Consider the following 15,045-nt stretch of genomic DNA (forward strand, 5'->3'; position numbering starts at 1 on the left):
AGGATTACTGAATGACTACACAAACCATACTTCCGGTGGACTCCGAACAGCTGCGTACCTTGTCCGGGCAGAAGAACGAGCCTACCTGGTTGACGGACAGCAGAGTTCAGGCACTGGAGCTGGCGGGTCGCCTGGGGCTTCCGGTATATGAGAAGACCAAGATTGAACGTTGGGAGCTGAGTGCTTACGGACAGCATCAGCCAGTGCAGCAGTTGAGTACGTTGGAAGAGGCACCTGCAGCCATTGCAGAGCTGCTCGGAGAGCAGCAAGAGGGCGGTCTTGTAATTCAACGTAATTCGGGAGCAGTCTTCTCCAAGTTGTCTCCTGAGCTTGCAGCCAAGGGCGTTATCTTCACGGATCTAGAGACAGCAGCAAGGGAGCATAGCGATCTGGTTCAGAAATATCTGCATACCGCAGTGAAGGCCGACGAGAGCTCTGTAGCTGCGCTACACGCTGCATTGTGGAACGGGGGCGTATTCTTGTACGTGCCGAAAAATGTTGAAATCGAGGAGCCGCTGCAAGCGGTATTCCTGACGGACGACGCTTCAGCAGCTTTCGTACCGCACGTACTTGTTATCGCTGAGAGCAACAGCTCCGTTAACTATGTTGACAACTATGTGTCCAGTGAGCTGTCTGCACCAATTTTCCATAATGGTGTCGTTGAGGTGTTCGCAGAGGCTGGTGCGAAGATACGCTATGCGTCTGTTCATCAGTTCGATAAGCTGGCGACAGATATCTCTAATCGCCGTGCGGTGCTCGGCAATGATGCGTCCATCGAATGGATCGTCGGCGAGCTGAATGATGGAAATACAGCAAGCAATACAATGACTATTCTACGTGGCAACGGCTCTACATCCGATGCCAAGATTATCGCAGTAGGCTCTGGCAATCAGAAGCTGAATTACACGACACAGGCACAGCATTTTGGCAAAAGCTCTGCCAGCCAGATGATCACTCGCGCTGTTATGCGTGAGGAGGCTTCATCAATCATTAACGGTATTACCAAAATCGAAAAAGGTGCTACGAAAGCGGACGGTCAACAAACCGAGCGTGTGCTGATGCTAAGCGGCAAAGCTCGTGGCGATGCCAACCCGATCCTGCTCATTGATGAGGATGATGTAACGGCAGGTCACGCAGCGTCTGTAGGTCAGGTGAATCAGGAGCAGATCTATTACCTGATGTCCCGTGGTGTGAGCCGAGAGGACGCTGAGCGCCTGATTATCTATGGCTTCCTGGCTCCGGTTGTATCGGAGATTCCGCTGGAGGGCTTGCAGCAGCAATTGCAGCGTCTAGTGGAAAGGAAGCTGGGACAATGATAACTGCACAGATTCGTGAGCATTTTCCTATATTGAATGAGACCATTAACGGTCACAAGCTGGTGTATCTGGACAATGCGGCTACCTCGCAGAAGCCTCGTATCGTCCTGGATACACTCAAGCAATACTATGAGCATGAGAACTCCAATGTGCACCGCGGTGTGCATACTCTCGGTAGCAGGGCGACTGATGCTTATGAGGGAGCACGCGAGAAGGTGGCACGGTTCATTCATGCGCGGCGCAGCCAGGAGATTATATTCACTCGTGGCACGAGCACGGGCTTGAATATGGTCGCTTCCTCTTATGGTAAGGCTAACTGCGGTGAAGGCGATGAGATTGTGATTACTCCGATGGAGCATCACAGCAATCTGATCCCTTGGCAGCAATTGGCCAAATCCACGGGAGCTACGCTCAAATATATTCCTCTTCAGCCGGATGGCAGCATTGAGCTTGCAGACGTCGAGAAGACGATTACAGACCGCACGAAGATTGTCTCCATGGCCTATGTCTCCAATGTCATGGGCGTTGTCAATCCAGTGAAGCAAGTAGCTGAGATCGCCCACCGTCGTGGCGCAATCATGGTCGTTGATGGTGCACAGAGCACTCCGCATATGAAGATCGATGTGCAAGACCTTGATTGTGACTTCTACACGCTCTCTGGTCATAAAATGTGTGGTCCTACCGGGATCGGTGCGCTATATGGCAAGAAGGAGTTGCTGGAGGCAATGGAGCCTGTCGAGTTCGGTGGCGAGATGATCGACGATGTCGGACTGTATGATTCAAGCTGGAAGGAGCTTCCCTGGAAGTTCGAAGCAGGCACACCAATCATCGCTGGAGCGGTTGGTCTCGGAGCTGCTATTGATTTCCTGCAGGAGATTGGTATGGATGCCATTGAAGCTCATGAGAGCAAGCTCGCCAACTATGCGATGAGCCGCTTGAAGGAGATTGATGGACTCCAGATCTACGGACCTTCGGTCAGAGATGTTGGTCTCGTTACCTTCAATCTGGGGGATGTTCATCCCCATGATGTAGCTACTGTACTGGACAGCCAAGGAATCGCCATCCGGGCAGGCCATCACTGCTGTCAGCCGCTTATGCGCTGGCTGAATGTTGGATCTACAGCACGCGCGAGCTTTTATCTGTATAATACAGAAGAGGAAGTTGATGCTCTGGTCAGCGCCTTAATCCAGACAAAGGAGTATTTTGGCGATGCAACTTGACGATCTCTACCGCCGTGTCATTATGGATCATTATAAAAATCCCCGCAATCGTGGACGTTTTGAGGAAGATTCAGTTACAGTCGACCTGAACAACCCGACATGTGGAGACCGCATTTCTTTACAGCTCAAGCTACAGGATGGATTGGTCGAGGATGCCCGCTATACGGGTGAAGGCTGCTCGATTAGTATGTCTTCCGCTTCCATGATGACTGAGGCTGTAAAGGGCAAGACGCTGAATGAAGCCCTTGAACTGGCAGAACGCTTTTCGTCCTTGATGAAAGGCGATGAGGTCGAGTTCGAGGATTACGAAGATATTGAAGCACTGTCCGGCGTGAACAAATTCCCGGCTCGCATCAAGTGCGCTACACTGGCTTGGAATGCGCTACGTAAGGGAATTGATCAGTAGGATCACGAATTAATCATAGAATGAGGAGGGTACAAAGACCATGTCGAAAAAGGCACCCGAGTTAGAAGAGTACAAGTATGGGTTTCGCGACGAGCATAAGGCCATCTTTCAAACTGGTAAAGGTCTGACCCCGGAAATCGTAAAAGAAATCTCCAAGATTAAAAATGAACCGGAATGGATGCTCGAATTCAGACTCAAGGCATTGAAACAATTCGAGAAGATGGACACTCCCCAATGGGGCGGGAATCTGGATGAGCTGGATTTCAATGATATCCAGTATTATGTCAGACCATCCGAGAAGCAAGGAAAGACGTGGGAAGAGGTTCCTGCTGAGATCAAGGAGACCTTCGACAAGCTCGGAATTCCTGAAGCGGAGCAAAAGTTCTTGGCTGGTGTATCCGCACAATATGAATCTGAGGTAGTCTACCACAACATGCAGAAGGAGCTTGAGGATCAAGGCGTCATTTTCACCGATACCGATACGGCATTGCGTGAGCACCCGGAGATCTTCAAGGAGTACTTCTCTACTGTAGTTCCAACAGCCGACAACAAGTTCGCTGCGCTGAACAGTGCAGTATGGTCAGGCGGAAGCTTCATCTATGTTCCTAAGGGTGTGAAATGCGAGGTGCCTCTGCAGGCTTACTTCCGGATCAACTCCGAGAACATGGGGCAATTCGAGCGTACGCTCATTATTGCCGATGAGGACAGCTTCGTTCATTATGTAGAAGGCTGTACAGCTCCGATCTACAGTACGAACTCGCTGCATAGTGCGGTAGTTGAGATCATCGCCAAGAAAAATGCACGTGTACGCTACACCACGATTCAGAACTGGGCACCTAACATCTACAATCTGGTAACCAAGCGTGCTGTTGCAGAAGAAAATGCAACTATGGAGTGGGTTGATGGCAACATTGGCTCCAAGCTGACGATGAAGTACCCAGCAGTAGTATTGAAGGGACGCGGAGCTAAAGGAATGGTGTTGTCCATTGCTGTAGCCGGTAAAGGCCAGCATCAGGATGCAGGAGCGAAAATGATTCACCTTGCTCCAGACACCACCTCTACGATCGTATCCAAGTCCATTAGTAAGCATGGTGGTAAAGTAACTTACCGTGGTCTCGCTTCCTTCGGACGTCAGGCTGAGGGCGCGAAATCGAACATCAAGTGTGACACGCTGATTCTGGATAACGAGTCCACTTCCGATACCATTCCATACAATGAGATCTTCAATGATAACATTACACTGGAGCACGAAGCGACGGTATCGAAGGTATCTGAGGACCAGCTCTTCTACCTGATGAGCCGTGGTCTGAGTGAAGCGGAAGCGACACAGATGATCGTTATGGGCTTCATCGAACCGTTCACCAAGGAGCTTCCTATGGAATATGCGGTAGAGATGAATCGCCTCATCAAGTTCGAGATGGAAGGCAGCATCGGTTAAGCCTTGCCCCACAAGGCTTAACCGAATCAAATAGCTAATTTGTCCGTTATTTGTCCGGTTAAGATTGAACATATTTCTCATAAAGCAGCAGAGCATCATCTCGATTGTCCCAGTAACGTGGAGATATGTGTTTGCAGTAATTTTCACACTTACGTGTCCGAGTTTTTCGGACACGTATTTTTTATTATGGCTTTAGCCAGTTGAGTGCGTGAAGCGCGCGAAACAAAAAACCACCCGCTATGCGGGTGGAGGGATTGAGGGTTTGACCACCATGACCATTCCAATAAAATTGAGATGTTCAGGCTCAAAAGAGAGGAATGGTCATCAATGGCAACCAAGAGCTACAGCCTAGCTCACACAAAGTGGATGTGCAAATACCATATTGTGTTCACCCCGAAGTATAGACGGAAAGAAATCTATAATCAAGTGAGAAGAGATTTAATCGAAATCTTCAAACGTTTGTGTAAGTACAAAGGAGTAGAGATTATAGAGGGTCACATGATGCCCGATCATGTCCACATGTTGGTAGCGATTCCGCCGAAAATTGCAGTCTCAACGTTCATGGGATATCTAAAGGGAAAAAGTTCGCTCATGATATTTGAAAAACATGCCCAGTTGAAGTATAAGTACGGAAATCGAAAATTTTGGGCCGAGGGGTACTATGTGAGTACAGTGGGCCTAAATGAAGCAACCGTAAGAAAGTATATTCGTGAGCAAGAAGCACATGATCAAGCGGTAGATAAGCTGAGTGTAAAAGAATACGAAGATCCATTTGGCAGTAATAGGAGCAAAAAGAAATAAAACCAGTTTAACTGGTAAGTGAAAGTGACAAATAACACTGAGCCTGAACAGATTTGCTGTCAGGCTAGCGTCTTTAGGCGCAGTTTGGCAACAGGGGGTTATACCCCAAGAGCAAACCACCCGTTGGACGGGTGGTCATGATTCCCTTCAGACTGGAGTAAATGAACTGTATGCATATGTCTCAATGCAAATGATGAAAGAACTATTAGTTAGATGTTTTTTTAGAATTTAACGAAAATATTTACGGTGGCTGGGATGAGATCAAGGGAGAATAATCAAATCGTTGAACCAAACAAAATACTTTGCTCAAAACATCGTTGCTAACGGATCTGAGCGGGTGGAGGATAGCAAGAAAGGGCAAAAAGAGCCTGAAAGTGAAAGTGCAGACAAGCTGGTTTCCAGCATATCGTTAGGTATTGTCACTCGATCTCTTATATTGACTAGAGTAGTGACTATCCTAGTGATTGGCGGGGTGATCTTGTTTGAAGGTTTCAGCAATTAAGATCGGGAAGCAGTATGTATTCAGGGCGGGTCGGATAAAAACGGTTAATGACATCGAAAACGGACATGTAAAATGGACCGAAGACAAAGGGGATAGCGGTCATTGCAAAGTAGAGTCATTTGCTAACAAGGCGCTCTCCGAGGTTCGGGGATGAAAGGATGGGGCTGCAATACAGATGGAGTTATCTCAGAACTCTTTATATTCTTTAATAATGTCGGCACGGGTTGCCTCACTGTCCATATTACTCACCTCGAAATTTAGTATTCGAGAACGCGAGTTTTTATTCACTGGGTGGATAAAAAAACGTGGCCGCCTCACGTCCACACCGCACACGGAAAAGAAAATAGACACAGATTTTAATAATTTCCACAATCACGTATGGTTTTGTTTCAGGAAGTATAATTTCTGTACATAGGACCCTGCTTATTCCTTGGATTCTTCCTTCAGTACAAATTAATGTGACTGCTTTAATCAAGCACACGATACATATTGTTTCGTTACTCACAAACTAGCTCCTAGGATGATAAATGAATTAAGAGTTGCTCAAATTATAACTGTGACCACAGTCATTCTAGTAAATCCCATGTTTTATGTCGCTAATAGGCGAATTGTTGTTTTTTCAGCAGATTACTCCCTTAGGGGCCTATTGCTAGTTTGTGGCTTGAATCTAGTTACTTTCTAATTTATATAATCAAGTTTGAGTTGCAAGGTTTTTCGGTTAAGCATTTTAGAGAGTTTGAGCGGTGAGAACAACATAAGCAAGAGACATGATACCGGAGGGCATGGTACCGTACATAACGGTCATATCCTTGTTTCAAATGAGCTGATTTATGAAAATGATACATGGGATATAGATACATAGTCAGCTTGGAGAGACTGATTAAAGTTCAGCTTGAAACGACTTATCAGTTTGAACTTGCCGAGACTTATGATTCACATCGTTAGCAAACAAAATAAAGAAGCCTAACTCTAGGATTAGGCTTCGTCGTTATGCGATCATTGATTGTTGAGTCAGCCAGCTGCTGCTCATATGATCTACAAATATACTTCTTCAATAGCCAGCTGTCTTTTCACAGACAAATCCACAAATTCATTCGTATCCAGCTTGACGAGCGGTCGGAAATAATCAATGGGATTGTTGAGTACAATGATACCCGTCTGGCCGGAATTTAGCAGCACTCGCTTGTTAATGAAATTAGGTAGCATATGCCGTATGAAGGCTTGTGTGGCCTCACCATTCAATTCACCGAAGCTCATCTCGTATAGCTCGCGCAGCACACTAAGCAGCTCTTGCTTGTTCTGGTAGACTCTGTGAGAGGTCATGGCACTGTACACGTCAGCAACGGCAACAATTTTGGAATAGGGATGAATCTCGTCCTTCGTCAATCCATATGGATAGCCACTGCCTGATTCTCGCTCATGGTGCTGCAGAGCAATGGTAGCGGATAGCTCATCACCGGTAGAATTTTTGATCAGCTCATAGCCATATTGAGTATGCTTCTTCATCTCGTGGAACTCGTCTTCTGTCAGCTTACCAGGCTTGTTCAGGATCGCCTTGCTGATCATGCATTTTCCGATATCATGCAAGTACCCAGCTTTACCAGTCAGATAGGCCTCTTGATCGGAGTGTCCCAGCCACTTCGCCAGATAGTAGGAGAGTACACCTACTTGCAGGGAGTGGTTGTATGTATACTCATCGCCGCCATCCAGCATGAGCAGCAATGAGACTACATCCTTCTGATTGCCTAGCTCCGATATAAGCGGGGTAAGCATCTCATCCACCTGCTGGTCATTAATTCTGCTAGAGGCCGCTGCTTCCAGAAACAGATTCTCTATGCCTTCCAGAGCATTGTCAAATAACGGAATAAGCGGACGAAGCAGCTCGGGAGAGGCAGGATGATCTGCTCCAAATTCACCCGCAACTACCTGCTGCCCTGGTTCAATGTCTATGTAATCAATGTGATGCTGAATCAGCTTTGATATATCGTCATGCGCAAGAACGGTCCCTTTGACCATCACAGGTACACCGTTTGCGTTGTAAGTATCGGTCTTTAGGCAATCTCCAGGCTTGGCATCGGTTACATGGACTCTCAAACGGACACAACCCTTTCTTATAGTGGGATTATGTCCAATATATCAAGAAAGAATTAGTGGCACAATTACTATTTTACTATGTTATATTTTTGGTAGGGTCCCAAGGTCCGGTTTGATGACCTTTCCACTCAGATCCATCTTCCCAGATCTCCTTCTTCCAGATGGGTACCTTCTGCTTCAGCCTTTCTATGGCATAACGGCTTGCTTCGTAGCAGCTGTCCCGATGAGGGGTGGACACTGCTATCACGACACTAGCCTCTGCGACATCCACCTTGCCTGTACGATGGGATATGGCACATTTCGCTCCAGGCCAATGCTCGGATATCTCTTGACCGATCTGTGCGAGCACTTTGACTGCCATGGGTGCATAGGCTTCGTACTCTAGATGTACTGTTTTCTGAGTCCCAGTCATTTCGCGCGTAGTGCCAACGAAGACTAGGGTAGCCCCATCATTGGGCGTGATTACTTTATGGCTTACAGCCTCCTGCGACAGAGGAGCAGAGGTGATTACATAATTTCCGCAGCTGCTAATATACGTAGCTCCGTCATCACTTTCTCCAAGACCGTCCCCACCGGAAACAGGTGGAATCAGGGCGATCTCGTCATCAGCTGTAAAGGTTAGATCAGAAGAAGCGAATTCCTGATTCACAGCTACGAAGGAGGCTTGGATCTGCGAAGCAGCCTCGGGATATCGAGTCTCAAGCCATTGCTTGAGCTGTCCAACGGTAAGAATGGAATCTTCCAACTGCAAGGTGATGATGGAAGAGCCGAGACGCTCCGCCAGCCCTGCAAAAAGCTTAATCTGAATGTCCATATGATAAAACGCTCCTTAGGTTGAAATTAGCCCCTCCAATATACCATATTGAACCGGAAAATGTTATGCTTAGCTATTAGAGATACGTCATCTATCATTGTATGAAAATGACCATCATATCACCAGCTAGGAGGGGCGGCTATGGATGAGATCGGCAGACAGACGCTTACGATTCTGCACACAAATGATATTCACAGCCGGTTCGGCAGCATGCCGTCATTGGCCGCCATGATTGACACAGAGAGAGGCGCCTGCAAGAATGAGCTGCTGTTGCTAGACATCGGGGATCATATGGACCGTATGGCTCCAGAGACAGAAGGAACGATGGGTGGCGCCAATGTGGACGTCATCAATCTGACAGGATATGATGCTATCACCATAGGAAATAACGAGGGGCTTACCTTTACGCCGGATATGCTCCAGCAGGTATATAGCGGACTGCAATGCCCTGTTGTATGTGGCAATGTGAGAGAGCGTGCGACAGGAGCTATACCGAAATGGATGAAAGAACACCTCATTCTGAATAAGAACGGAATTCGTATTGGTATCCTTGCTGCTACGGCTCCTTATACAACCTTCTATGAACTGTTGGGATGGGATGTACTGGAGCCGCTAGAATGTCTTAAGGAGCAGGTAGCAAGCATACAATCCGAGGTGGATATCATCATTCTGATGTCGCACCTGGGACTGGCGACAGATCAGGCTCTTGCTGAAGAACTGAAGGGAATAGATTTCATCCTTGGAGGACACTCCCATCATCTTTTAGAGGAACCCCTGTTCATCAAGGATACAGCGCTCTGTGCAGCAGGCAAGCACGGACTGCAGCTTGGCAAGCTCGTAGTATCCAGGGTAAAGAAGGATGAGAGGTTTCAGGTGGACTATGGAGGGTGTATTCCATTAAAGGATGAGCTACTCGACGAGAATGTGGCGGCAGCCATACATCTTCATCGTGTTCAGGCAGAACACAATATGCAAGAGACGGTAGTCATCATGGAAAGAGAGCTATCGATTCATTACGAGCAGGAGTCCGAATTCGGAAATGTGCTGGCACAGGCAGTACGTAACTTCACAGGTGCGCCTGCTTCGTTGGTTAATTCCGGACAGCTGCTGGGTGCACTTCCCTCCGGGACGATCAGTAAGTCCATGCTGCACAGACTCTGTCCATCGCCAATTAATGTCTGTACCTTGTCACTGACAGGAGCAGAGATTCGGCAGGCGCTGGAGGAATCACTGTTGCCCGAATTCTACCTAAGGCGTATCATGGGCTATGGCTTCAGGGGTGAGGTGCTTGGGAACCTGTGTCTGGATGGTCTAGAGGCCATATATGACCCTGCAGCACCAGATTTTCATAAAATTCAACAGCTCTCTATTCAGGGAGAGCCTGTACATGATCGTGAGTTGTATACCATAGCTACACTAGATATGTTTACCTTCAAGATCGGCTATGAAAGCCTGGCACAGGCGAGGAATCTTCAATACCGCTTACCCGATTTCATAAGGGATTTACTCGCTGTGGAGCTTCAGCGCCCGGAGGCACTGGAGGAGTGCAGTCGGAAGCGCTGGAGCTAGATGGCTCTATCAGGAGCCAGAACGAGGCAGCACGACAAGAGTTTGATTAAACATCGGGAGAGGATTGCGCATTGCGGCTGCTATCTGTAAGTCAACTGCAGCCTGGCATGAAGCTGGGCAAGAGAATTTTTAACGAGGATGGCATGGTATTGCTGTCTGAAAATGTGGAGCTGAGCGAACGATTGATCCGTCGACTCCACGAGATTGGCGTGGCCTATGTCTATATTCAGGACCCGCATACGGATGATATCCATATTCCAGAAATGCTCCAGGACAAGACAAGACAGCACGCGCTTAAGGAAATCAAGAAGCAGTTCAGACTCGCCTCTTCCAGCTCTTCAGGGTCCTCGGTGTCATATCTGGGTAAGTCCTTCGGCAGCATCATGAACTCCATTCTCGATGATATTGGAGGTCGGGAGGATGCTATGATCATGCTGATGAATATGGGGACAACGGATCAGGACTTGTATCAGCATTCGTTGACTGTCTGCGTATATACACTGGTCCTGGGCATTGCGAATGGTTACACCAAGAGCGAATTGCTGGATCTAGGCATGGGAGCTCTGCTGCATGATATTGGCAAGACTCGCATTCCCCAGTATATATTGCTGAAGCCTGACAGGCTCACAAATGATGAATACGAGCAGGTGAAGCAGCATACGACGCTGGGCTATCAGATCTTAAAGGACGAACCCAACGTCTCAAGTATATCTGCTCTTTGTGCGTTACAGCACCATGAACGAATCGACGGTAGCGGTTATCCGCATGGGCTAGCCCGTCATGAAATCCATGATTATTCCAAATTACTGGCCTTGGTGGATTCGTATGATGCCATGACCGCCAACCGTAGTTACCGAGAGCCGCTGCTGCCACATCAGGCCGTGGACGTTCTGTATACAGGAGCAGGGACGCTATATGAGCAGCGAATCCTCGAAATGTTCAGGGATTGTGTCGCTATTTACCCGCCTGGATTGACGGTGCGTCTGAGCACAGGGGAAGAGGGAGTAGTAGTTCGCATTCATAAGCGCATCCCTCAAAGACCCATCATTCGTGTCCTGAAAAGTGCTGACGGGCAAGAGCTGAGTACCCCCTATGAACTGGATTTGTCTGTAGTCTTGTCTGTCATGATTACGGATGCAGAGGGACTTAACAGGCCTCATTCACCTCCACAGCTCTAATTGGCTCAGAAATGAAGCTCGATTATCAGTAATAGATGCCAAGAACGAATAGTATGGAATCGAACAAAATGTATGAAATCGGATATAAAATGCAATATGCTGAAAGATAAGGTGAATACTAATGACATTGTTACACAATCATGAACCCGTATTACCGGAGATTACACCGACTAACGATCCGTGGGATCCGATTGTCTCGCTGCGGCAGCATGGCCGTCATGTGCTGACAAGCGTAGAGATGACCGTTACGCACTTGTGTAATATGCGGTGTGAGCATTGCGCTGTAGGGGATACACTGGTCATGAAGGAAGAGCCTTTCCTGCCGCTACCGCTTATGCTGAAAAGACTGGATGAGGTTGAGCATCTGCAGACCATCAGTATTACTGGCGGGGAGCCTGCCCTGCTGGAGAAGACGGTGGATGAGGTAATCGTGCCTTTGCTGAAATACGCCAGGGAGCGTGGCATACGCTCACAGATCAATTCCAATCTGACGCTCGATATCGGCAGATACGAGAAGATGCTGCCATATCTCGATGTCATGCACATCTCCCACAATTATGTGGATGCTGATAATTTCCATGCAGTGGGCTTTGCTAACAGTGGTAGACCCGTACCTTCAGCAGCGGCTGCGCGCCTGTATGAGAAGATGATGGAGAATTCCTTGCAGCTTAGTAAGATGGGGATGTTCATTTCTGCGGAATCCATGATTAATTACCGTACACATACGAGATTGCCTGAAATTCATCAGTTGATTCGGGAGATCGGCTGCCGACGTCATGAGGTGCACCCAATGTATGCATCGAATTTTGCAGCATCCCTTCCCGTGATCTCATTACAGGAGATGCGAGAGGCCATTCATCGTTTGCTGGATGCGCGTGATCCAGAGCTGTGGATGCTGTTCGGGACACTGCCTGTATTTGCCTGCTCAGACCGTGAGGAGGATCAGAAGCTGGTTCGTCGCCTTCGTACGGAGCCCAAAGTCACCGTTCGGAATGATCCGGATGGTCGTAACCGTGTTAATGTTAATATGTTCACGGGTAGTGTATATGTAACGGATTTTGCGGATATACCGGCCTTCGGGAATATACAGGAGCAAAAGCTGGATGATATCTTTGAGCAATGGCTGAATGAGCATCCGTTGAACAAAACTGTGAATTGCTATTGTCCAGCTGCCAGTTGCTGTGGGCCAAATCTGCTGGTAGCGGATATGTATTACCGGGGAGTGGATTTCAAGTCCAGGAAAGCCATTAACCTATAGAAAGAAGGAGTTTGTAGTGGGACATGCCGAGTTTCATCTTGGACAATTGTTCGTCAATCTGTTTCTGGTGCTGCTGCTCGTATTTTTGAACGGGGTATTCGTCGCTGCCGAGTTCTCGCTTGTTAAAATGCGACAATCCCGTCTGACACAGCTTCAGGCCGAGGGAAATCGTCTGGCAGGCTATGCCATTCGTGTGAACCAGAGATTGGATGCTTATCTGTCCGCGACGCAACTGGGCATTACGCTCACTTCCCTGGGATTAGGCTGGCTTGGAGAGCCTGCTATATCAGAGCTGCTGGTCGAGCCGCTGCTCTATCAATTCGGTGCAACAGATGAGCGGCTGGTAACGACCATCTCGGTTATGATTGGTTTTTGCGTGATTACATTTCTGCACATTGTGCTTGGGGAGCTGGCTCCCAAATCCTTGGCCATTCAGCGTACAGAGGGTGTGGCACTTTTACTCTCTGCTCCATTACTGATCTTCTATAAAATATTCCTGCCTGTCATTTGGGTGCTGAATGCTTCCGCCAATGCGTTACTTAGGATGTTCGGATTTCAGCCCGCCAGTGAAGCTGAGGGAGCACATTCTGAGGAAGAGATTCGTATTCTCATGAACCAGAGTGCCAAAAGTGGTGTCATCGACAAGGATGAGATCAAGCTGATGGATAATCTCTTCGATTTCTCGGATTTGCTAGCAAGAGAAGTGATGCTACCACGGACGGACATGCACTGCCTCTATGCTAATCTGACGCTGGAAGAGAACCTGCAGATTATCAAGGAGACACGTCATTCCAGATACCCTGTAGCCTTGGAGGACAAGGATCAGGTGATCGGCTTCGTCCATATTACGGATGTGCTTCTGTCCGAGGGAGAAGCTCCTGTCGATCTGAAGACGGTAGTCAGACCCATTCTGAGTGTGCCAGAATCCATGGAGATCAGCGAGGTGCTGCGTCTCCTGCAGAACAAGCATTCCCAGCTTACGCTCGTTGTAGATGAGTATGGGGGAACTGCTGGAATGTTAACTGCCGAAGCCATTCTGGAGGAAATCGTAGGTGATTTATATGATGAATTCGAGGACGAGCGGCCTGAGGTGGAACGGAATGGACATGAGATGTCTGTAGACGGACGATTGCTGATAGAGGATGTGAACAAGCTCACGGGTCTGGAACTGGAGGATCGTGAGGTGGACTCTATCGGGGGATGGCTGTTCAAGGAGCTGGCAGGTAGTCCTCAGCAAGGACAGCAGGTCCAGTGGGATGGTGCCGTTCTAGAAGTGGAAGAGGCTACTGCGCTGCGTATTTTGCGAGTTCGTATCATTTTGGGGGATTCCTACGCAGCTTCAGAATCGTCCAAGCGACCGTAATGAGACTCGGACACGAATCAATTGTAGTATAAGCGTCGTAGGAATGAACTGAATATCACTGCCAACACGGTGCCCCAAATGTAGCTGCAATACATATTGGACATCAGGCTGGTCACAGCTGCTTCTGTCTTTGGACAGGAGCGGTTTTTTTTAGTTAAAGATATTTATAAGTTCTCAGTAGAGCTGAACAATTCGATCATGGCCAGAAAATCTTCAACCCAACACAGTCTGTTTTCTGTGGAAGTTCGTCGATAGACGTTTTTCTTAAAAGCATGGATGATCGATGTAATACGAGACTGCTATGCGTATTTTCCAGTTCAGAATAGGCTGTGAAGTGCATAGATTGAATAACAGAGCCTATGGATTGTATATCGTATCGTATTGGATTGTAGATCATTTCTTAGAAGTCGCATGCCGATATGGAGTGTGATGCTTATAAATTGTATGTGTAGCGCATGAGTTGATCGTTCTGGAAGGAAAGCTGAGCGAAGGAGGTAAAGCCGTGAAATTTCCGCAAGAGGGTAGATACTATCCCTTTATAGGTCCGTGCGATCCCTGTCCGCCGATTCGAGTCAAGTTCTATAGCCTGCCCCCGAATCTGTTCATTACATTTCAGCCGCCTGGGCTGCCGCAATTCAGTCCAGCAGAGGCTTTGAGAAAAGGAACATTATGGCCTGCACTCTATAGTCCTTACGTGCCTAATCAGACCACGAAGGGGGGCGGAGTAGGATGAGCAATCAGGAGCCGAATGCGAAGCTGCCACAGCCGAATTCTCCGAATCAGCCGCTCTATGGGGCCGAAGCGGAGAAGATGTGTGATGACAAATATTATGAACTACTGGAGCAGCTGCAGGCCGTAGATTTTGTGCTCGTGGAGCTGAATCTGTACCTCGATACTCATCCTGATGACTATCAGGCGATTGAGCAATATAACAAGCTGACCAAGGAGCGGACACAGCTCGCCCATCAATTCCAGCTGCTATATGGGCCTTTAATGCACTTTGGTCACGCGTTCTCGAAGTATCCGTGGGAGTGGAGCAAATCTCCATGGCCATGGCAGGTATGAAGCGCGATTCGGAGAGGATAG

At 48.1% G+C, this 15,045-nt stretch carries 14 protein-coding genes; 12 read left to right on the forward strand and 2 right to left on the reverse strand.

Annotation, left to right across the window (positions count from 1 at the left end; all coding sequences use genetic code 11):
• Positions 1–11 precede the first annotated feature (11 nt).
• From sufD to MKX74_RS07060, 6 genes are all read left to right on the forward strand, one after another.
• Positions 12–1,316: a Fe-S cluster assembly protein SufD gene (gene sufD, locus MKX74_RS07035; protein ID WP_025678212.1), complete on the forward strand. Its 1,305-nt coding sequence runs from the start codon at positions 12–14 to the stop codon at positions 1,314–1,316.
• Positions 1,313–2,536: a cysteine desulfurase gene (locus MKX74_RS07040; RefSeq protein ID WP_025678211.1), complete on the forward strand. Its 1,224-nt coding sequence runs from the start codon at positions 1,313–1,315 to the stop codon at positions 2,534–2,536. Before sufD ends, MKX74_RS07040 begins: the two co-directional genes overlap by 4 nt.
• Positions 2,526–2,942: a Fe-S cluster assembly sulfur transfer protein SufU gene (sufU, locus tag MKX74_RS07045; RefSeq protein WP_018886105.1), complete on the forward strand. Its 417-nt coding sequence runs from the start codon at positions 2,526–2,528 to the stop codon at positions 2,940–2,942. Before MKX74_RS07040 ends, sufU begins: the two co-directional genes overlap by 11 nt.
• Positions 2,943–2,982: 40 nt before the next feature.
• Complete coding sequence (sufB, locus tag MKX74_RS07050; protein ID WP_028592014.1) at positions 2,983–4,380, forward strand: Fe-S cluster assembly protein SufB; 1,398 nt, start codon at positions 2,983–2,985, stop codon at positions 4,378–4,380.
• A gap of 327 nt (positions 4,381–4,707) precedes the next feature.
• A complete protein-coding gene (tnpA, locus tag MKX74_RS07055; protein ID WP_341180529.1) occupies positions 4,708–5,181 on the forward strand; it encodes an IS200/IS605 family transposase in 474 nt (157 codons plus the stop codon).
• 283 nt (positions 5,182–5,464) lie between these two features.
• Positions 5,465–5,683 carry a hypothetical protein gene (locus MKX74_RS07060; protein ID WP_341177897.1) on the forward strand — a complete coding sequence of 73 codons (219 nt, stop codon included), beginning with the start codon at positions 5,465–5,467 and terminating at the stop codon, positions 5,681–5,683.
• Positions 5,684–6,718: 1,035 nt separating this feature from the next.
• Here MKX74_RS07060 and MKX74_RS07065 read toward each other — a convergent pair.
• The gene (locus MKX74_RS07065; RefSeq protein ID WP_341177898.1) at positions 6,719–7,777 is read right to left on the reverse strand and encodes an HD-GYP domain-containing protein; all 1,059 of its coding nucleotides are present in this window, start codon (positions 7,775–7,777) and stop codon (positions 6,719–6,721) included.
• Between the two features lie 76 nt (positions 7,778–7,853).
• Positions 7,854–8,591, reverse strand: a complete 738-nt coding sequence (gene moaD / locus MKX74_RS07070; protein WP_341177899.1) for a molybdopterin converting factor subunit 1 — start codon at positions 8,589–8,591, stop codon at positions 7,854–7,856.
• A 141-nt stretch (positions 8,592–8,732) separates the two neighbouring features.
• On the opposite strand from moaD, the gene MKX74_RS07075 reads away from it, so the two are divergent.
• From MKX74_RS07075 to MKX74_RS07100, 6 genes are all read left to right on the forward strand, one after another.
• Positions 8,733–10,160, forward strand: a complete 1,428-nt coding sequence (locus MKX74_RS07075; protein WP_341177900.1) for a bifunctional metallophosphatase/5'-nucleotidase — start codon at positions 8,733–8,735, stop codon at positions 10,158–10,160.
• 71 nt (positions 10,161–10,231) lie between these two features.
• Complete coding sequence (locus MKX74_RS07080) at positions 10,232–11,338, forward strand: HD-GYP domain-containing protein (protein ID WP_341177901.1); 1,107 nt, start codon at positions 10,232–10,234, stop codon at positions 11,336–11,338.
• A 121-nt stretch (positions 11,339–11,459) separates the two neighbouring features.
• Positions 11,460–12,596, forward strand: a complete 1,137-nt coding sequence (gene yfkAB, locus MKX74_RS07085) for a radical SAM/CxCxxxxC motif protein YfkAB (RefSeq protein WP_341177902.1) — start codon at positions 11,460–11,462, stop codon at positions 12,594–12,596.
• Positions 12,597–12,612: 16 nt separating this feature from the next.
• A complete protein-coding gene (locus MKX74_RS07090; RefSeq protein WP_341177903.1) occupies positions 12,613–13,959 on the forward strand; it encodes a hemolysin family protein in 1,347 nt (448 codons plus the stop codon).
• Between the two features lie 502 nt (positions 13,960–14,461).
• Positions 14,462–14,692 carry a spore coat associated protein CotJA gene (locus MKX74_RS07095; RefSeq protein ID WP_341177904.1) on the forward strand — a complete coding sequence of 77 codons (231 nt, stop codon included), beginning with the start codon at positions 14,462–14,464 and terminating at the stop codon, positions 14,690–14,692.
• Positions 14,689–15,024, forward strand: a complete 336-nt coding sequence (locus MKX74_RS07100; protein ID WP_025678202.1) for a spore coat protein CotJB — start codon at positions 14,689–14,691, stop codon at positions 15,022–15,024. The genes MKX74_RS07095 and MKX74_RS07100 overlap by 4 nt, the downstream gene beginning before the upstream one ends.
• Positions 15,025–15,045 lie beyond the last annotated feature (21 nt).

Source organism: Paenibacillus sp. FSL K6-1230, from assembly GCF_038002385.1.
In the GTDB taxonomy this organism is placed as follows: domain Bacteria; phylum Bacillota; class Bacilli; order Paenibacillales; family Paenibacillaceae; genus Paenibacillus; species Paenibacillus massiliensis.